This is a genomic window from Pseudomonas sp. G2-4, from assembly GCF_030064125.1.
GTDB lineage: Bacteria > Pseudomonadota > Gammaproteobacteria > Pseudomonadales > Pseudomonadaceae > Aquipseudomonas.
In genome coordinates, this window is record NZ_CP125957.1 from 1,280,051 (window position 1) to 1,297,299 (window position 17,249).

The 17,249-nt window shown below is 60.0% G+C and carries 16 protein-coding genes; 13 read left to right on the forward strand and 3 right to left on the reverse strand.

Going from position 1 to position 17,249, the window contains the following annotated elements; translation table 11 throughout:
- Positions 1-190 precede the first annotated feature (190 nt).
- The 5 genes from pyrG to ispD all read left to right on the forward strand — a co-directional run bounded on the left by pyrG (position 191) and on the right by ispD (position 5,363).
- A complete protein-coding gene (gene pyrG, locus QNH97_RS05630; protein ID WP_283555968.1) occupies positions 191-1,822 on the forward strand; it encodes a CTP synthase in 1,632 nt (543 codons plus the stop codon).
- A gap of 4 nt (positions 1,823-1,826) precedes the next feature.
- Positions 1,827-2,672, forward strand: coding sequence for a 3-deoxy-8-phosphooctulonate synthase (kdsA, locus tag QNH97_RS05635; RefSeq protein WP_283555969.1), 846 nt, complete (start codon positions 1,827-1,829; stop codon positions 2,670-2,672).
- 247 nt (positions 2,673-2,919) lie between these two features.
- Positions 2,920-4,209 carry a phosphopyruvate hydratase gene (gene eno, locus QNH97_RS05640; RefSeq protein ID WP_028237207.1) on the forward strand — a complete coding sequence of 430 codons (1,290 nt, stop codon included), beginning with the start codon at positions 2,920-2,922 and terminating at the stop codon, positions 4,207-4,209.
- Positions 4,210-4,380: 171 nt separating this feature from the next.
- A complete protein-coding gene (gene ftsB / locus QNH97_RS05645) occupies positions 4,381-4,659 on the forward strand; it encodes a cell division protein FtsB (protein ID WP_025212129.1) in 279 nt (92 codons plus the stop codon).
- Positions 4,656-5,363 carry a 2-C-methyl-D-erythritol 4-phosphate cytidylyltransferase gene (gene ispD, locus QNH97_RS05650; protein ID WP_283555970.1) on the forward strand — a complete coding sequence of 236 codons (708 nt, stop codon included), beginning with the start codon at positions 4,656-4,658 and terminating at the stop codon, positions 5,361-5,363. Before ftsB ends, ispD begins: the two co-directional genes overlap by 4 nt.
- 176 nt (positions 5,364-5,539) lie before the next feature.
- Here ispD and QNH97_RS05655 read toward each other — a convergent pair whose 3' ends face one another.
- Positions 5,540-6,436 (reverse strand): LysR substrate-binding domain-containing protein, encoded by an 897-nt coding sequence (locus tag QNH97_RS05655; protein ID WP_025212131.1) that lies wholly within the window; start codon positions 6,434-6,436, stop codon positions 5,540-5,542.
- 107 nt (positions 6,437-6,543) lie between these two features.
- Between QNH97_RS05655 and QNH97_RS05660 the strand changes: the two genes are divergently transcribed.
- From QNH97_RS05660 to rpoS, 8 genes are all read left to right on the forward strand, one after another.
- Complete coding sequence (locus tag QNH97_RS05660) at positions 6,544-7,656, forward strand: S-(hydroxymethyl)glutathione dehydrogenase/class III alcohol dehydrogenase (RefSeq protein WP_123342531.1); 1,113 nt, start codon at positions 6,544-6,546, stop codon at positions 7,654-7,656.
- An 8-nt stretch (positions 7,657-7,664) separates the two neighbouring features.
- Positions 7,665-8,510: an S-formylglutathione hydrolase gene (fghA, locus tag QNH97_RS05665; protein ID WP_283555971.1), complete on the forward strand. Its 846-nt coding sequence runs from the start codon at positions 7,665-7,667 to the stop codon at positions 8,508-8,510.
- 43 nt (positions 8,511-8,553) lie between these two features.
- Positions 8,554-9,027, forward strand: coding sequence for a 2-C-methyl-D-erythritol 2,4-cyclodiphosphate synthase (gene ispF, locus QNH97_RS05670; protein WP_283555972.1), 474 nt, complete (start codon positions 8,554-8,556; stop codon positions 9,025-9,027).
- Positions 9,024-10,082: a tRNA pseudouridine(13) synthase TruD gene (truD, locus tag QNH97_RS05675; RefSeq protein WP_283555973.1), complete on the forward strand. Its 1,059-nt coding sequence runs from the start codon at positions 9,024-9,026 to the stop codon at positions 10,080-10,082. Before ispF ends, truD begins: the two co-directional genes overlap by 4 nt.
- Positions 10,070-10,819 carry a 5'/3'-nucleotidase SurE gene (gene surE / locus QNH97_RS05680; protein WP_283555974.1) on the forward strand — a complete coding sequence of 250 codons (750 nt, stop codon included), beginning with the start codon at positions 10,070-10,072 and terminating at the stop codon, positions 10,817-10,819. The genes truD and surE overlap by 13 nt, the downstream gene beginning before the upstream one ends.
- 41 nt (positions 10,820-10,860) lie before the next feature.
- The gene (locus tag QNH97_RS05685; RefSeq protein ID WP_170862085.1) at positions 10,861-11,496 is read left to right on the forward strand and encodes a protein-L-isoaspartate(D-aspartate) O-methyltransferase; all 636 of its coding nucleotides are present in this window, start codon (positions 10,861-10,863) and stop codon (positions 11,494-11,496) included.
- A 211-nt stretch (positions 11,497-11,707) separates the two neighbouring features.
- Positions 11,708-12,556, forward strand: a complete 849-nt coding sequence (locus QNH97_RS05690; RefSeq protein WP_283555975.1) for a peptidoglycan DD-metalloendopeptidase family protein — start codon at positions 11,708-11,710, stop codon at positions 12,554-12,556.
- A gap of 106 nt (positions 12,557-12,662) precedes the next feature.
- A complete protein-coding gene (gene rpoS, locus QNH97_RS05695) occupies positions 12,663-13,670 on the forward strand; it encodes an RNA polymerase sigma factor RpoS (RefSeq protein ID WP_003198289.1) in 1,008 nt (335 codons plus the stop codon).
- A 510-nt stretch (positions 13,671-14,180) separates the two neighbouring features.
- On the opposite strand, the gene fdxA is transcribed toward rpoS, so the two are convergent.
- Together fdxA and mutS are read right to left on the reverse strand one after the other, a co-directional pair.
- On the reverse strand, positions 14,181-14,504 hold the full coding sequence (gene fdxA / locus QNH97_RS05700) for a ferredoxin FdxA (RefSeq protein ID WP_207283723.1): 324 nt from the start codon (positions 14,502-14,504) through the stop codon (positions 14,181-14,183).
- A gap of 142 nt (positions 14,505-14,646) precedes the next feature.
- The gene (gene mutS / locus QNH97_RS05705) at positions 14,647-17,214 is read right to left on the reverse strand and encodes a DNA mismatch repair protein MutS (RefSeq protein WP_283555976.1); all 2,568 of its coding nucleotides are present in this window, start codon (positions 17,212-17,214) and stop codon (positions 14,647-14,649) included.
- Positions 17,215-17,249: the final 35 nt, after the last annotated feature.

Below are 17,249 nucleotides of genomic sequence, written 5' to 3' on the forward strand. Positions count from 1 at the left end.
CAGTCTTTGCTGGGCGATTCCAAAAAATGTGTAGCGAGCAACGTACCGGTGATTCCACTTCCGGTCTGTCCCAACGCGGCGGTTTTTTTGAAAGGTGCACTGTGATTAATGCAGGTGATCGGGGGCTTCGGCCTTCCTTCGCTTTCCCCGGCGGCTCGGACCGCTTTAACGCAGACTTCTAGGGTTTTTCATGACGCGCTACATATTCGTCACGGGCGGTGTTGTTTCTTCATTGGGGAAAGGCATTGCCTCGGCTTCATTGGCGGCCATCCTGGAGGCGCGGGGACTTAAGGTCACCATGCTCAAGCTGGACCCGTACATCAACGTTGACCCGGGCACCATGAGCCCGTTCCAGCACGGTGAAGTGTTCGTCACCCACGACGGCGCCGAGACCGACCTGGACCTGGGCCACTACGAGCGGTTCATCCGCACGACCATGACCCAGAACAACAACTTCACCACCGGCCGTGTCTACGAACACGTGCTGCGCAAGGAGCGTCGTGGTGACTACCTGGGCGCGACCATCCAGGTCATCCCGCACATCACCGATGAAATCAAGCGCCGCATCATCAAGGGTGCTGGCGATGCCGACGTGGCGATGGTCGAGATCGGCGGTACCGTGGGCGACATCGAGTCCCAGCCGTTCCTCGAAGCCATCCGCCAGTTGCGTTTCGAAATCGGCGCCAAGCGCGCGATGCTGATGCACCTGACCCTGGTCCCGTACATCGCCACTGCGGGCGAAACCAAGACCAAGCCTACCCAGCACTCGGTCAAGGAACTGCGTTCCATCGGCCTGCAGCCAGACGTGCTGATCTGCCGCTCCGATCACCCGATCGACATCTCGTCGCGTCGCAAGATCGCCCAGTTCACCAACGTTGAAGAGCGTGCGGTGATCGGCCTGGAAGACGCCGACACCATCTACAAGATCCCGGGCATCTTGCACTCCCAGGGCCTGGACGATTTCGTCGTCGAGCGCTTCGGCCTGCAGTGTGCCGGTGCCGACCTGTCCGAATGGGAAGCGGTGGTCGATGCCAAGCTCAACCCGGAACACGAAGTCACCATCGCCATGGTCGGCAAGTACATGGAGTTGCTGGACGCCTACAAGTCGCTGATCGAGGCCATGAGTCACGCCGGCATCAGCAACCGCACCAAGGTCAACCTGCGCTACATCGATTCCGAAGACATCGAGAACCAGGGCACCGGTCTGCTCGAAGGCGCCGATGCGATCCTCGTGCCGGGCGGTTTCGGCCTGCGGGGCGTGGAAGGCAAGATCACCGCGGTGCAGTACGCTCGCGAAAACAAAGTGCCTTACCTGGGTATCTGCCTGGGCATGCAAGTGGCAGTCATCGAGTTCGCCCGTAATGTGCTGGGCTGGAAAGACGCCAACTCCACTGAGTTCGACCGCGCCAGCGGCCATCCGGTCGTGGGGCTGATCACCGAGTGGGAAGATGCCACCGGCGCCGTGGAAATCCGCACCGAAGCCTCCGACCTGGGCGGCACCATGCGCCTCGGCGCCCAGGATTGCCTGCTCGAAGCCGGTTCCCTGGTGCATGACTGCTACGCCAAGGATGTGATTGTCGAGCGTCATCGCCATCGCTACGAAGTGAACAACAACCTGCTGCCGCAACTGATTGAGGCCGGCCTGAAAATCTCCGGTCGTTCCGGTGATGGCGCATTGGTCGAAGTGGTCGAGGCCCCGGATCATCCATGGTTCGTCGCCTGCCAGTTCCACCCCGAGTTCACCTCGACGCCACGGGACGGTCATCCACTGTTCAGTGGTTTCGTGAAAGCCGCTTTGGCTCAACACCAGAAAAAGGCATAAAACGATGGCCCAGAAGATCATTCGCGTCGGCGACATCGAGATTGCCAACGACAAACCCATGGTGCTGTTCGGCGGCATGAACGTGCTGGAAAGCCGCGACATGGCGATGCAGGTCTGCGAGGAGTATGTGAAGGTCACCCAGAAACTGGGCATGCCTTACGTCTTCAAGGCCAGTTTCGACAAGGCCAACCGTTCCTCCGTAACCTCCTACCGTGGCCCTGGCCTGGAAGAAGGCATGCGGATCTTCCAGGACATCAAGCAAGCTTTCGGTGTGCCGATCATCACCGACGTCCACGAGCCGGCGCAGGCCGCTGTGGTTGCCGAGGTCTGCGACATCATCCAGTTGCCGGCCTTCCTGTCGCGCCAGACCGACCTGGTGGTCGCAATGGCCAAGACCGGCGCGGTGATCAACATCAAGAAAGCCCAGTTCCTCGCCCCCCAGGAAATGAAACACATCCTGAGCAAATGCGAAGAGGCCGGGAATGACCAGTTGATCCTCTGCGAGCGTGGTTCGAGCTTCGGCTACAACAACCTGGTGGTGGACATGCTCGGCTTCGGCATCATGAAGCAGTTCGAATACCCGGTGTTCTTCGACGTGACGCACGCGCTGCAAATGCCTGGCGGTCGTTCCGACTCCGCCGGTGGCCGTCGCGCCCAGGTGACTGACCTGGCCAAGGCTGGCATGAGCCAATCCCTGGCAGGTCTGTTCCTCGAGGCCCACCCGGACCCGGACAATGCCAAGTGCGACGGCCCTTGTGCCTTGCGCTTGAACAAGCTGGAACCGTTCCTGTCTCAGCTCAAGGCGTTGGACGAACTGGTCAAGGGTTTTCCGACGATAGAAACCGCGTAACGCGGTTTTCTCCGGTAAAGTACCGCTCGATTATCGCTCTGGCCCGCTGGCCGCACTGCTCTTGTGGGAGCCTGGCCTGCGATGACGTCCTCCAGGCGCCATCGTCGGGCCGCACTGCTCTTTGTGGCGAGGGAGCTTGCTCCCGCTGGAGCGCGAAGCGCTCCCCATCCAGGCTCTTGGCTGCATCGCAGCTGAGCGTGAGCAAGTTTTCTGCAACGTTCTAGTCAACTTTGGAGTGTTTACAACAATGGCAAAAATCGTCGACATCAAAGGTCGTGAAGTTCTCGACTCCCGCGGCAACCCCACTGTTGAAGCGGACGTGCTTCTCGATAACGGTATCATCGGCAGCGCCTGTGCGCCGTCCGGTGCTTCCACTGGCTCGCGCGAAGCGCTGGAGCTGCGTGATGGCGACAAGAGCCGTTACCTGGGCAAAGGCGTGCTGAAAGCCGTCGCCAACATCAACGGTCCGATTCGCGACCTGTTGCTGGGCAAGGATCCTGCCGACCAGAAAGCCCTCGATCACGCGATGATCAAGCTCGACGGTACCGAGAACAAAGCCACCCTGGGCGCCAACGCGATCCTCGCCGTGTCCCTGGCTGCTGCCAAGGCCGCTGCCCAGGACCAGGACCTGCCGCTGTACGCACACATTGCCAACCTCAACGGTACCCCAGGTGTCTACTCGATGCCGGTACCGATGATGAACATCATCAACGGCGGCGAGCACGCCGATAACAACGTCGACATCCAGGAATTCATGGTGCAGCCGGTGGGTGCCAAGACCTTCTCCGAAGGCCTGCGCATGGGCACCGAGATTTTCCATCACCTCAAAGCCGTGCTGAAGGCCCGTGGCCTGAGCACCGCCGTTGGCGACGAAGGCGGTTTCGCACCGAACCTGGCGTCTAACGAAGACGCGCTGAAAGTGATCTCCGAAGCCGTGGCCAACGCTGGCTACAAACTGGGCACCGACGTGACCCTGGCCCTGGACTGCGCCGCCAGTGAGTTCTACGAAGACGGCAAGTACAACCTGTCCGGCGAAGGCCAGGTATTCACCGCCGAAGGTTTTGCCGACTACCTCAAGGGCCTGACCGAACGCTATCCGATCATCTCCATCGAAGACGGTCTGGACGAGTCCGACTGGGCAGGCTGGAAAATCCTCACCGACAAGATCGGCGAGAAAACCCAGCTGGTGGGTGACGACCTGTTCGTGACCAACACCAAGATCCTGAAAGAAGGCATCGACAAGAAGATCGCCAACTCGATCCTGATCAAGTTCAACCAGATCGGCACCCTGACCGAAACCCTGGAAGCCATCCAGATGGCCAAGGCCGCCGGCTACACGGCTGTGATCTCCCACCGCTCCGGCGAAACCGAAGACTCGACCATTGCCGACCTGGCCGTGGGCACTGCGGCGGGCCAGATCAAGACGGGTTCGCTGTGCCGTTCCGACCGCGTTTCCAAGTACAACCAACTGCTGCGTATCGAAGAGCAGTTGAACGGCAAGGCCAAGTACAACGGTCGCGCCGAGTTTCGCGGCTGAGCAGTAAATGGTAAAAAGACAGCGGATTGTGTCGAAAAGGTCGCCCTGGCGGCGGTTTTGCCTCTAATCTGATGCCTTATCAAGCACAAGCCTGGTTTTTCCAGGCTTCGTGCTATCAGACGTTTCAAAGTTTGGCATGGCTGTCTTTTTTCACTGGATACCTGATATTCGATGCGCAGTCCCAATTGGTTGTTTCTTGTCTTGCTCCTGTTGCTGGCTGGCCTGCAGTACCGCCTGTGGGTGGGCAATGGCAGTCTGGCGCAAGTGGCCGACCTGACTCAGCAAATCGCCGACCAGCACGCTGAAAACGAAGCATTGCTGGAGCGTAATCGGGTGATGGACGCCGAGGTCAGCGAGTTGAAAAAAGGCATGGAGACCGTTGAAGAGCGGGCTCGCCATGAATTGGGCATGGTCAAGGAGGGTGAAACCCTCTACCAGTTGGCCCAATGAGTATCCGTTTGCCGGCCTTCTGGGCCGTGATTCCTGCCGCGGGCGTCGGTGCCCGTATGGCTGCGGACCGTCCCAAGCAATACCTGCAACTGGGCGGGCGCACTATTCTTGAACACAGCCTCGGCTGTTTCCTCGACCATCCCACCGTCAAGGGCGTGGTGGTCAGCGTTGCACACGATGATCCCTATTGGCCGACCCTGGCCTGTGCCAGCGACCCGCGTATCCAGCGCGTGGACGGCGGCGAACAGCGTTCGGATTCGGTACTCAACGCATTACTGCACCTGCATGAGCAAGGCGCCGACGATTTCGATTGGGTGCTGGTGCACGACGCTGCCCGGCCGAACCTGGACCGGGACGACCTGGATACCTTGCTCAGTGAATTGGCGAGTGATCCGGTCGGCGGTCTTTTGGCTGTTCCGGCGCGAGACACCCTCAAACGCGTCGACAAGCAGGGGCGCGTGCTGGAAACCGTCGATCGCAGCGTGATCTGGCAGGCGTACACGCCGCAGATGTTCCGCCTCGGCGCTTTGCATCGGGCCCTGGCCGACAGCCTGGTGGCGGATGCGCTGATTACCGACGAAGCCTCCGCCATGGAATGGGCCGGGCAGGCGCCACGGTTGATTGAGGGGCGGGCCGATAACATCAAGATCACGCGACCCGAGGATCTGGAGTGGTTGCGTCGGCACTGGGCTGGTCGTCGCTAATCAACTTCTGATCAGTTCCGAAACCGTGTCGCGCCCATCGCGAGCAAGCTCGCTCCCACACAGGACCTAGGCTGTTCACAAAATAGATATCCACTGAGATCAAGTGTGGGAGCGAGCTTGCTCGCGATGGCAATAGATCAGGCACCTGATAAATCACTGACAGAAGCCAGCTGACTTTAACCCCGATACTCCGGCCGCTGCGCCAACCCCTCTTTCAAGTACTCCACCAACTTACGCACCTTCGGCGACAGATGCCGTTGCTGCGGATACAGCGCCCACACCGCGGTGTTCGGTGGCTGATGAGCCTCCAGCAGCGAAATCAACGCGCCGCTGTGCAAATGCTCCAGCACGTAATAATCCGGCAACTGACACAGCCCCACACCTTGCAGCGCCGCATCGAGCACCGCCTGCCCACTGTTGCAACGCCAGTTTCCCTGTACCCGCTGGGAAAATTCCCGCCCGTTCTGCTCCAACTGCCAGATATCGGAGCTGCCAATCAGGCAGTTGTGACGGCTCAATTCCGACAGGCTATGGGGCCGACCATAACGTTCCAGGTAGGACGGCGAAGCGCACAGGTACATGCGCCGCGGTGCCAGACGCGTAGCAACCAGGCGTGAGTCCTGCAGGCGGCCAAGGCGAATCGCCAGGTCCAGCGATTCGTGAACCAGGTCGAGCGGGCGATTGCTCAACTCGATGTCCACCCGCAGCTGCGGGTAGAGCCCCATGAACCGCGTCACCAGCGGCACGATGAACCGCTCGCCATAAGCCACGGCGCAGGTCATTCGCAACATACCCTTGGGTTCGCTGGTGAGATCACCCACCGCGCGCAGGGCTTCCTCGCGTCCATCCTGAAGGCGTTGGCAATGCTGCAAAAAGGTCTGGCCGGCCTCGGTCAGGGTGACTCGGCGGGTGCTGCGATAAAGCAGCCGTGTCTGTAGACGCTCTTCAAGCCGTACGATTTGTCGACTGATGTGGGAAGAGGAAACCCCGAGACGTTCGGCCGCTGCCGTGAATTGGCTGCATTCGGCCACGGCGACGAATTCGTCGATCCCTTCCCAGCGGTTATCGGACATGCGCGATTATCCCTATACAGCAATAATGTTTTGCTTTTGATCGGATTATTCATCGTCCAGAGGAGGATTACACTCCCGGTCTTGTTTTTATTTGCTGGAGAGACCGGATGATCAAGTCGCGCGCTGCCGTTGCCTTCGAGGCCAAGAAACCGCTGGAAATCGTTGAAGTCGACGTCGCCATGCCCAAGGCGGGCGAAGTGCTGTTGCGCGTGGTGGCTTCCGGCGTCTGCCACACCGATGCCTACACCCTGTCGGGCGCCGATCCGGAAGGGATTTTTCCGTCGATCCTCGGCCATGAAGGCGGCGCCATTGTCGAAGCCATCGGCGAGGGCGTGACCTCGGTCGCGGTGGGCGACCATGTGATTCCGCTGTACACGCCGGAGTGCGGCCAGTGCAAATTCTGTAAGTCGGGCAAGACCAACCTGTGTCAGGCGATTCGCGCCACCCAAGGTAAAGGCCTGATGCCAGATGGCACTTCGCGCTTTTCCTACAAGGGCGAGACGATTTTCCACTACATGGGCACCTCGACCTTCTCTGAATACACTGTGTTGCCGGAAATCTCCGTCGCGAAGATCCCCAAGGAAGCCCCGCTGGAAAAAGTCTGCCTGTTGGGTTGTGGCGTCACCACCGGTATCGGTGCGGTACTCAACACCGCCAAGGTCAAGCCGGGTGACACCGTGGCCATCTTTGGCCTGGGCGGCATCGGCCTGTCGGCAGTGATTGGCGCCGTGAAGGCCAAGGCATCGCGCATCATCGCTATCGACATCAACCCGGCCAAGTTCGAAATTGCCAAGCAACTGGGCGCCACCGATTGCGTCAACCCGAAAGAGTTCGACCGTCCGATCCAGGAAGTCATCGTCGACATGACGGATGGCGGCGTGGACTTTTCCTTCGAGTGCATCGGCAATGTCCAGTTGATGCGTGCTGCGCTGGAATGCTGCCACAAGGGTTGGGGCGAGTCGGTGATCATCGGCGTGGCCGGGGCCGGTCAGGAAATTGCTACCCGCCCATTCCAGTTGGTGACCGGGCGCGTCTGGCGCGGTTCGGCGTTTGGCGGCGTGCGCGGTCGCAGCGAGTTGCCGAGCTACGTGGAGATGGCCGAGAAGGGCGAAATCCCGCTGGATACCTTCATCACCCACACCATGGGCCTGGAAGATATCAACAAGGCGTTCGACCTGATGCATGAAGGCAAGAGCATCCGTACCGTTATTCATTTCTGAGGTCGGTCATGAGCCTTGAAAACATTTCCTGCCAGAAAAGCTTCGGCGGCTGGCACAAGCGTTACCGGCACCGTTCCGAAGTGCTCGGTTGTGACATGGTGTTTGCCGTGTACCTGCCGCCGCAAGCCGAGCAGGGCGGCAAATTGCCTGTCCTGTACTGGTTGTCCGGACTGACCTGTACCGATGAAAACTTCATGCAGAAGGCCGGTGCCCAGCGCATGGCCGCCGAGTTGGGGTTGATCATTGTCGCGCCCGACACCAGTCCGCGCGGCGCCGACGTACCGGGCGATCCGGACGGTGCCTGGGACTTTGGCCTGGGCGCAGGCTTTTACCTGAACGCCACGCAGGATCCGTGGGCGCGGCACTATCGGATGCATGACTACGTCGTGCAGGAATTGCCGGAGCTGGTTGAAGCGCATTTTCCGGCCTCGGATAAACGCGGTGTCAGTGGTCATTCCATGGGCGGACATGGTGCATTGGTCTGCGCCTTGCGCAACCCGGGGCGTTATCGTTCGGTGTCGGCTTTTTCACCGATCAACAATCCGATGGATTGCCCATGGGGCCAGAAGGCCTTCTCTCGCTACCTGGGGGAAGATCGTTCGAAATGGCGCGAGTGGGATGCCTGCGCACTGATCGCCGAAGCTGGCGAGAAGTTGCCACTGCTGGTGGATCAGGGCGATCGCGATGACTTCCTGGCCAACCAGCTCAAGCCTGAAGCCCTGCGCCAAGCCGCCAAGTCCGCCGGTCATCCGCTGGAGTTGCGCCTGCAACCGGGCTACGACCACAGCTACTTCTTCATTGCCAGCTTTATCGATGATCACTTGCAGCATCATGCACGCGCTCTAAACGTCTAATGCAGGTAGAATCACGCCCTGACAAAAATCGGGGCGTTTTTTTATGCGTATTGGCCACGGCTACGATGTTCACCGTTTCGCTGAAGGCGATTTCATTACTCTGGGCGGCGTGCGTATTGCACACGGCTTCGGGCTGCTCGCGCATTCTGACGGTGATGTCCTGCTGCATGCCTTGAGCGATGCATTGCTCGGCGCGGCTGCCCTGGGTGACATCGGCAAGCATTTCCCGGACACCGACCTGCAATTCAAGGGCGCCGACAGCCGCGTGCTGCTGCGTCATGTGGTTTCGCTGATCCACGCCAAGGGCTGGAAAGTCGGCAATGTCGATAGCACCATCGTCGCCCAGGCGCCGAAAATGGCGCCGCACATCGAATCGATGCGGCAGCTGATTGCCGAGGACCTTCAAGTTGAGTTGGACCAAGTGAACGTGAAAGCCACCACCACCGAGAAGCTGGGCTTCGTCGGTCGCGAGGAAGGCATTGCCGTCCATAGCGTCGCCTTGTTGCTGCGCCCATGACCGAACTGGAACTGTTGGGGCCCCGTGCCTACGGCGAACCGCTGGGCAGTGCGGTACTCAAGGCCACCGCTGAAGATTTCCAGGTCGATGAAGTGCTCGACATCCCCTTGACCGGCGATGGTGAGCATCTGTGGATCTGGGTGGAAAAACGCGGCTTGAACACCGAAGAAGCCGCTCGGCGAATTGCCAAGGCCGCCGGCGTGCCGTTGCGCACCGTCAGCTACGCCGGGCTCAAGGACCGACAGGCCCTGACCCGCCAATGGTTCAGCGTCCAATTGCCCGGCAAGGCTGACCCGGACCTGTCGGCGGCAGAGAATGACACGCTGAAAATCCTCAAGACCGGTCGGCATAAACGCAAACTGCAACGCGGCGCGCACTCGGCAAACGGTTTTACTCTGCGCCTGACCCAGTTCAAGGGTGACGTGGCCGCCATCGATGCTCGGCTGCAACAGATTGCTCGCCAGGGCATCCCCAACTATTTCGGTACCCAACGGTTTGGGCATGACGGCGGTAACGTCGTCGATGCCCGTGCCTGGGCGGCGCGCAAGGCCTTGCCGGAACAGCGCAATGTGCGCTCGCGCCTGCTGTCCACAGCTCGCAGTTTTCTGTTCAACCGGGTGCTGGCGGCACGAGTGGCCGACGGGACCTGGCAGCAGGCCCAGGTGGGCGACTTGCTGGCCTTCACCGACAGCCGCAGTTTTTTCCCGGCGGGCGAGGCTGAATGCAGCGATCCACGCCTGGCGATCCTCGATCTGCACCCGACCGGACCGCAGTGGGGCGAAGGGCCTTCGCCTACGGCCGGCGCGACCTTTGAGCTGGAACAGGCCATCGCCGAGCGCGAAGCCGATTTGCGAGACTGGTTGATAAACGCGGGAATGAGTCACGAACGTCGCATCCTGCGACTGCCCATTGGCGGGCTGTCGTGGCATTATCCCCAGCCTGACATTCTGCAATTGGAATTCGTCCTGCCGGCCGGATGTTTCGCCACTGTCTTGGTGCGCGAACTCGTCGATCTGGTGCCGGTGGGGCAGACGGACAGCCCATGCGTATTCTGATTTCTAACGACGACGGGGTGACTGCACCCGGTCTTGCCGCGCTTTATGCTGCGCTGGCGGATTTTGCCGAGTGCGTGGTAATCGCTCCGGACCAGGACAAAAGCGGCGCCAGCAGCTCGCTGACGCTCGACCGTCCTTTGCACCCCTGCTATCTGGATAACGGCTTCATCAGCCTCAACGGGACACCGACCGATTGCGTGCACTTGGGTATCAATGGCCTGCTGGAGCGGGCGCCGGACATGGTGGTATCAGGCATCAACCTGGGCGCAAACTTGGGTGATGATGTGCTGTATTCCGGCACGGTCGCCGCCGCCCTGGAAGGTCGCTTCCTGGGGAAAACGTCGTTTGCCTTTTCGTTTGTTTCTCGGCAGGTGGATAACTTGCCAACCGCTGCCTACTTCGCCCGTAAATTGGTCGAGGCCCACGGTGAGCTGGACCTGCCACCGCGCACGGTGCTGAACGTGAATATCCCGAACCTGCCGCTCGATCACATCCGTGGCATCCAGCTCACGCGCCTGGGTCATCGCGCCCGCGCCGCCCAGCCCATGCACGTGGTCGATCCGCGGGGCAAGGCCGGTTACTGGATCGCCGCCGCCGGTGATGCCGAGGATGGCGGGCCGGGTACGGATTTCCATGCAGTGATGCAAGGTTATGTCTCGATCACACCGTTGCAGCTCGACCGCACCTTCAACGACGCCTTTCGAACGCTCGATGGCTGGCTGGAGGGGCTGCGCTGATGGCTCGTGAGCAAGACGATATGCTGCGTCGCGGGATTGGGATGACCTCCCAACGCACCCGGGAACGGTTGATCCAGCGACTTTACGAAGAAGGCTTGTCCAACGCCCAGGTGTTGGAAGTGATTCGCCGCACGCCACGCCATTTGTTCGTCGATGAGGCCCTGGCCCATCGTGCCTACGAAGACACGGCGTTGCCGATCGGCCACAACCAGACCATTTCCCAGCCCTATATGGTGGCTCGCATGAGCGAGTTGCTGTTGGAAGCAGGGCCGTTGGACAAGGTGATGGAGATCGGTACGGGGTCGGGCTATCAGACGGCAGTATTGTCGCAACTGGTGGAACGGGTGTTTTCCGTCGAGCGGATCAAGGTCCTGCAGGACCGCGCCAAGGAGCGCCTGGTCGAGCTGAACCTGCGCAACGTGGTGTTTCGTTGGGGCGATGGTTGGGAAGGCTGGCCGGCCCTGGCACCTTATAACGGTATCATCGTCACCGCCGTCGCCACCGATGTACCCCAGGCCTTGCTGGATCAACTCGCTCCCGGTGGGCGCCTGGTGATTCCGGTGGGGGCGGGGGAAGTCCAGCAGTTGATGCTGATCGTGCGAGAAGAGCATGGTTTTTCCCGACACGTTCTCGGGGCCGTGCGGTTTGTGCCATTGCTCAATGGGCCATTGGCCTGAGCATTTATAAACAAACGCTGAATTCCGTGGCATTGGCTGTGTCTTACAGCGGCACCGGTTTGTTGAACAGCGGTCAACGGCGTCGAGCAAACGTGTGCGCAGGCCCTTGTCGCTTCATTAATAGAAGCGTTGTTGCGGCCAGCTATATTTGTATCACCTCTGCCTGGACAGGCAGTTTCCAATTTTTCAGCCACCACAAAGGGAGCGGCGGGTGAGTCTCACAGTCATTGCGCAGCGTATGGGTATCACGAGCTTTCAGCGCCTGGTGACTGGCCTTGTCTTGAGTACCTTGCTGGTTGGTTGTTCCAGTACGCCGTCGGGGAACGTCCGGGTGGTCGATCGCAATAATAATGCGGCGCCACAACGTCCTACAGTAACGACCGGTCAGTATGTAGTCCGTCGCGGCGATACGCTGTTTTCCATCGCTTTTCGCTACGGCTGGGACTACAAGGCCCTCGCCGCGCGCAACAACATTCCTGCGCCTTACACAATCCATCCGGGTCAGACAATTCGCTTTGACGGCCGCAGCGGTTCAGCGCCTACCGCAGTGGTCACGCAGTCGGGTTCGTCGGCTTCATCATCGAGTAAAACCACCGTCATTCGTCGACCGGCGGGGGCTGCAACGGCGACAGTACCGTCCGTCGCGAGCAAACCGACCCCCGCGCCGATGCCTCCGGCGGGCCCCGCCCCGACAGGCTGGGGATGGCCTTCTAATGGCGTTCTCATTGGAAAATTCTCTTCAAACGGTAGTTTGAATAAAGGAATTGATATCGCCGGGGATTTGGGACAGCCTGTTTTAGCCGCGTCTGATGGCACGGTTGTGTACGCCGGGAGTGGTTTAAGGGGCTACGGCGAACTCGTGATCATCAAACACAGCGATACCTACGTCAGTGCCTACGGTCACAACCGCAGGCTGTTGGTTCGGGAGGGGCAGCAGGTCAAGGTCGGACAGACAATTGCCGAAATGGGATCAACGGGAACAGACCGGGTGAAACTGCATTTTGAGATTCGCCGACAAGGTAAGCCAGTCGATCCGCTGCAATTCCTGCCACGTCGTTGATTTGATTGTCAGCCTGTTCCGTCACGTAGAGGGAACAGGCTCCAGCGTTGCCAAGGATAAAGGCGTCGCTTGAGCTTGAGGTCGAACTCACCAAAGGACTATAACAATGGCTCTCAGTAAAGAAGTGCCGGAGTTTGACATCGACGATGAGGTTCTCCTTATGGAGACCGGCATCGCTATGGATTCGATGTCGAATGATGAAGGGGCGACTCCACCTTCCGTTCGTGCCAAATCCAAACACTCCGCTTCACTTAAACAACATAAGTACATCGATTACACCCGGGCGCTTGACGCCACTCAGCTGTACCTCAACGAAATCGGTTTCTCGCCGCTGCTCTCTCCCGAGGAAGAAGTTCATTTTGCGCGCCTGTCGCAAAGTGGCGACCCGGCCGGTCGAAAACGCATGATTGAAAGTAACCTGCGCCTGGTGGTGAAAATCGCCCGACGCTACGTCAATCGCGGGCTTTCGCTGCTGGATCTGATCGAAGAGGGCAACCTGGGCTTGATTCGCGCCGTCGAGAAATTCGACCCTGAGCGAGGCTTCCGTTTCTCGACCTACGCCACCTGGTGGATTCGCCAGACCATCGAACGAGCGATCATGAATCAGACCCGGACCATCCGGTTGCCGATTCACGTGGTCAAGGAGCTGAACGTCTACCTGCGGGCCGCCCGTGAGTTGACCCAAAAACTCGACCATGAACCTTCACCCGAAGAGATAGCCAACCTGCTGGAAAAACCGGTAGGGGAGGTCAAGCGCATGCTTGGGCTCAACGAGCGGGTCTCTTCGGTGGACGTCTCGCTGGGGCCGGATTCGGATAAGACCCTGCTGGACACCCTGACCGACGATCGCCCCACCGACCCATGCGAGTTGCTCCAGGACGATGACTTGTCCCAGAGCATCGACCAATGGCTGTCGGAACTCACCGACAAGCAACGGGAAGTGGTGATTCGCCGCTTCGGCTTGCGCGGTCATGAAAGCAGCACCCTTGAAGATGTAGGCCTGGAGATTGGTTTGACACGTGAGCGCGTCAGGCAGATCCAAGTGGAAGGGCTCAAGCGTCTCCGGGAGATCCTGGAGAAAAATGGCCTCTCGAGTGAGTCGCTGTTCCAGTAACGAACGCGAGTGCAGCAGCGAAAGCCCCGACTGGTTCGGGGCTTTTTCGTTTCTGAGCAGATGTATTGGGCACTGCGCCATGCGTTCCTCAGCCTTTTCTATTTATAGATTCGGCGTGTAAGCTTTTGCCTAGTGTTGCGTAAGCGTTCGGATTCCCGTGCACGGGATAGACGACTATAAAAGTTGTCGTATCTCTTTAACTTTCTGATTTATAAGGTGATTTTATTTGTGGCTGTATCATGACAGAGACAGTCGACGGTATCCGGGGAATTGCACTCGGCGGGTAAAACACTAATATCAGTCCTGTGTCGACGGACAGACACACCCGTCACGGACGATGGGGAAGGAAGGAGATCGCAGGACGCGATTCATCAGGACGATGAAAAGGATCAAAGGGATTAGGGAAAAAATGTGGGCGGGTCAAACCGCCCCTTTTTTTTGCCTGCGATTTGTTGAATCCGAGAAAGCAAAAAGGCCCGCAAGGGGCCTTTTCGATGAGCTCAGGAGCGATCAGCGTTCGAGGTCTGCGAGCTTGCCAGTCTTGCCATCCCACTCAGCGGCGTCCGGCAGGGAATCTTTCTTCTCGGTGATGTTCGGCCAGATGTCCGCCAGTTCGGCGTTCAACTCGATGAAATTCTCCATGCCAGCGGGCACTTCATCTTCGGAGAAGATGGCCACGGCAGGGCATTCCGGCTCACACAGGGCGCAGTCGATGCACTCGTCCGGGTGAATGACCAGGAAGTTCGGGCCTTCGTAGAAGCAGTCCACCGGACAGACTTCTACACAATCGGTGTACTTGCACTTGATGCAGTTGTCGGTGACGACGAAGGTCATTTCTAATTCTCTCCTCAGGCGGCGGCAGCGGAACCCCTTTACGGTGGGCTCGCCAGGTTCAGGAGCGATAGTCTGCAGACCAGGCTAATTGCCTGCAGCATCCCAAACCGCGCGAGATTCTAACAGCTTGAAAGCCTGTGCGTTAGATCCGTGTCTTCAATGTATAGAGTAAATCCAGCGCCCGACGTGGCGTCAGGTCGTCCAGGTCAAGCTTGGCCAGTTCATCGAGCACCGGATGCGGCAGGCTGGCGAACATATCGCTTTGCTGCGGTACGGCCGGTTTGCCCTTGGTCGGGAGCGGCGCTTCATGGGGCAGGCTGGTGGTTTCCAGACGGCTCAGGTGCTCGCGGGCACGGCTGATCACTTCGCTGGGTACACCGGCCAGTTGCGCCACCGCCAGGCCGTAGCTCTGGCTGGCCGGGCCGGGCAGCACGTGGTGCAGGAACACGATGCGCTCGTTGTGCTCGGTGGCGTTGAGGTGCACGTTGGCCACCAGTGGCTGGCTTTCCGGCAACACGGTGAGTTCGAAATAATGCGTGGCGAACAGCGTGTAGGCCCGCAGGTGCGCCAGCCGTTCGGCCGCCGCCCAGGCCAGGGACAGGCCGTCGAAGGTGCTGGTGCCGCGTCCGACTTCGTCCATCAGCACCAGGCTGCGTTCGGTGGCGTTGTGCAGGATGTTCGCGGTTTCGCTCATTTCCACCATGAAAGTCGAGCGTCCGCCGGCCAGGTCATCACTGGAGCCGATCCGGGTGAAGATCCGGTCTACCAGAGACAACTCGCAACTCGCCGCCGGCACGAAGCTGCCGATGTGGGCCAGCAGCACGATCAGTGCCGTCTGGCGCATATAGGTGGATTTACCGCCCATGTTCGGACCGGTGATCACCAGCATGCGCGTGTTGTCGTCCAGGCTCAGGTCGTTGGCCACGAACGGCGTGGTCAGTACCTGCTCGACCACCGGGTGGCGGCCCTGGCTGATGCGCATGCACGGCTCGCTGACGAAGCGCGGGCAGTTGAGGTCCAGGTTCAGCGCGCGCTCGGCCAGGTTGCTCAGCACGTCCAGTTCCGCCAAGGCGCCGGCGGTGTCCTGCAACGGCGGCAGTTGGCTGATCAGGTCTTCGAGCAGCGCTTCGTAGAGCATCTTTTCCCGGGCCAGGGCACGGCTCTTGGCCGACAGCGCCTTGTCTTCGAAGGCCTTGAGTTCCGGGGTGATGAAGCGCTCGGCGCCCTTGAGGGTCTGGCGGCGAATGTAGTCGGCTGGGGCCTGTTCGGCCTGCTTGCTCGGCAACTCGATGAAGTAGCCGTGGATACGGTTGTAGCCAACCTTGAGGTTGGCCAGGCCGGTACGGGCTTTTTCCCGGGCTTCGAGGTCGATCAGGAACTGACCGGCGTTCTCGCTCAGCGACTGCAACTCGTCGAGTTCGGCGTCATAGCCGGTTTTTAGCACGCCACCGTCACGGATCACCGCCGGCGGGTTGTCGATAATGGCTTTTTCCAGCAGCGCGGCCAGGTCCGGATAAGTGCTGGTGGTGCTCGCCAGTTGCTGCAGGTGCGGCGCCTCGAGATCGGTCATCGCCACTTGCAGCTCGGGCAAGGCGCCGAGGGCATCGCGCAGGCGCGCCAGGTCCCGGGGACGGGCGTTGCGCAGGCCGATACGGGCCAGGATCCGCTCGATGTCACCGATTTCCTTGAGCTGTGGTTGCAGTTGCTCGAAGCGATAACGGTCCAGCAGGCAGGTGATGGAGGTCTGGCGCGCCAGCAGCACCGTCAGGTCCCGTAGCGGACGATTCAGCCAGCGGGTGAGCAGGCGGCTGCCCATGGCAGTCTGGCAGCGGTCGACCACCGATTGCAGGGTATTGTCGCGCCCGCCGGCCAGGTTGGTGTCCAGCTCCAGGTTGCGGCGGCTCGCGCCGTCCAGTACCACCGTGTCATCCAGGCGCTCGTGACGCAGGCTGCGCAAGTGAGGCAGGGCGGTGCGCTGGGTTTCCTTGGCGTAGGCCAGCAAGCAACCGGCAGCGCCAATGGCCAGGGTCAGGTTTTCGCAGCCGAAGCCCTTGAGGTCCTGAGTGGAAAACTGTTGGCAGAGACTTTTCAGCGCCGAATCACGCTCGAAATCCCACGGCGCCCGACGACGCACGCCACGGCGTTTTTCCGCCGGCAGGTCTTTGGGCCAGTCATCCGGGATCAGGAGTTCTACCGGGTTGACCCGCTCCAGTTCGGCCAGCAGGTTTTCCCAGCCCTTGATCTCCAGCACCGAGAAGTTGCCGCTGGTGATGTCCAGCACCGACAGGCCGAACAAGCGCTCATCCCCCAGGACTGCGGCGATCAGGTTGTCCCGGCGTTCATCCAGCAGGGCTTCATCACTGACCGTACCCGGCGTAATGATCCGTACGACTTGGCGTTCCACTGGCCCTTTGCTGGTGGCCGGGTCGCCGACTTGCTCGCAAATCACTACGGACTCGCCGAGCTTGACCAGTTTCGCCAGGTAACCTTCCGCTGCGTGGTAAGGAATCCCACACATCGGAATCGCCATGCCCGCCGATTGCCCACGTGCCGTCAGGGTGATGTCCAACAACTTGGCGGCCTTCTTCGCGTCCTCGTAGAAGATCTCGTAGAAGTCGCCCATGCGGTAGAACATCAGCTGATCGGGGTGCTGATTCTTCAGGCGCCAGTATTGCTGCATCATGGGCGTGTGGGAGGACAGGTCGTTCACGGCTGTATTCATCGGTGTCAGGGAAGCTCGTTGAA

Excerpts from the sequence above, each read along its gene's own strand:
- QNH97_RS05655 (WP_025212131.1), bottom strand. The coding sequence starts at position 6,436 with ATGTCCGATAACCGCTGGGAAGGGATCGACGAATTCGTCGCCGTGGCC.
- pyrG (WP_283555968.1), top strand. The coding sequence starts at position 191 with ATGACGCGCTACATATTCGTCACGGGCGGTGTTGTTTCTTCATTGGGG.
- ftsB (WP_025212129.1), top strand. The coding sequence starts at position 4,381 with ATGCGCAGTCCCAATTGGTTGTTTCTTGTCTTGCTCCTGTTGCTGGCT.
- QNH97_RS05685 (WP_170862085.1), top strand. The coding sequence starts at position 10,861 with ATGACCTCCCAACGCACCCGGGAACGGTTGATCCAGCGACTTTACGAA.
- truD (WP_283555973.1), top strand. The coding sequence starts at position 9,024 with ATGACCGAACTGGAACTGTTGGGGCCCCGTGCCTACGGCGAACCGCTG.
- ispF (WP_283555972.1), top strand. The coding sequence starts at position 8,554 with ATGCGTATTGGCCACGGCTACGATGTTCACCGTTTCGCTGAAGGCGAT.
- fghA (WP_283555971.1), top strand. The coding sequence starts at position 7,665 with ATGAGCCTTGAAAACATTTCCTGCCAGAAAAGCTTCGGCGGCTGGCAC.
- rpoS (WP_003198289.1), top strand. The coding sequence starts at position 12,663 with ATGGCTCTCAGTAAAGAAGTGCCGGAGTTTGACATCGACGATGAGGTT.
- eno (WP_028237207.1), top strand. The coding sequence starts at position 2,920 with ATGGCAAAAATCGTCGACATCAAAGGTCGTGAAGTTCTCGACTCCCGC.
- fdxA (WP_207283723.1), bottom strand. The coding sequence starts at position 14,504 with ATGACCTTCGTCGTCACCGACAACTGCATCAAGTGCAAGTACACCGAT.
- kdsA (WP_283555969.1), top strand. The coding sequence starts at position 1,827 with ATGGCCCAGAAGATCATTCGCGTCGGCGACATCGAGATTGCCAACGAC.
- ispD (WP_283555970.1), top strand. The coding sequence starts at position 4,656 with ATGAGTATCCGTTTGCCGGCCTTCTGGGCCGTGATTCCTGCCGCGGGC.
- QNH97_RS05660 (WP_123342531.1), top strand. The coding sequence starts at position 6,544 with ATGATCAAGTCGCGCGCTGCCGTTGCCTTCGAGGCCAAGAAACCGCTG.
- surE (WP_283555974.1), top strand. The coding sequence starts at position 10,070 with ATGCGTATTCTGATTTCTAACGACGACGGGGTGACTGCACCCGGTCTT.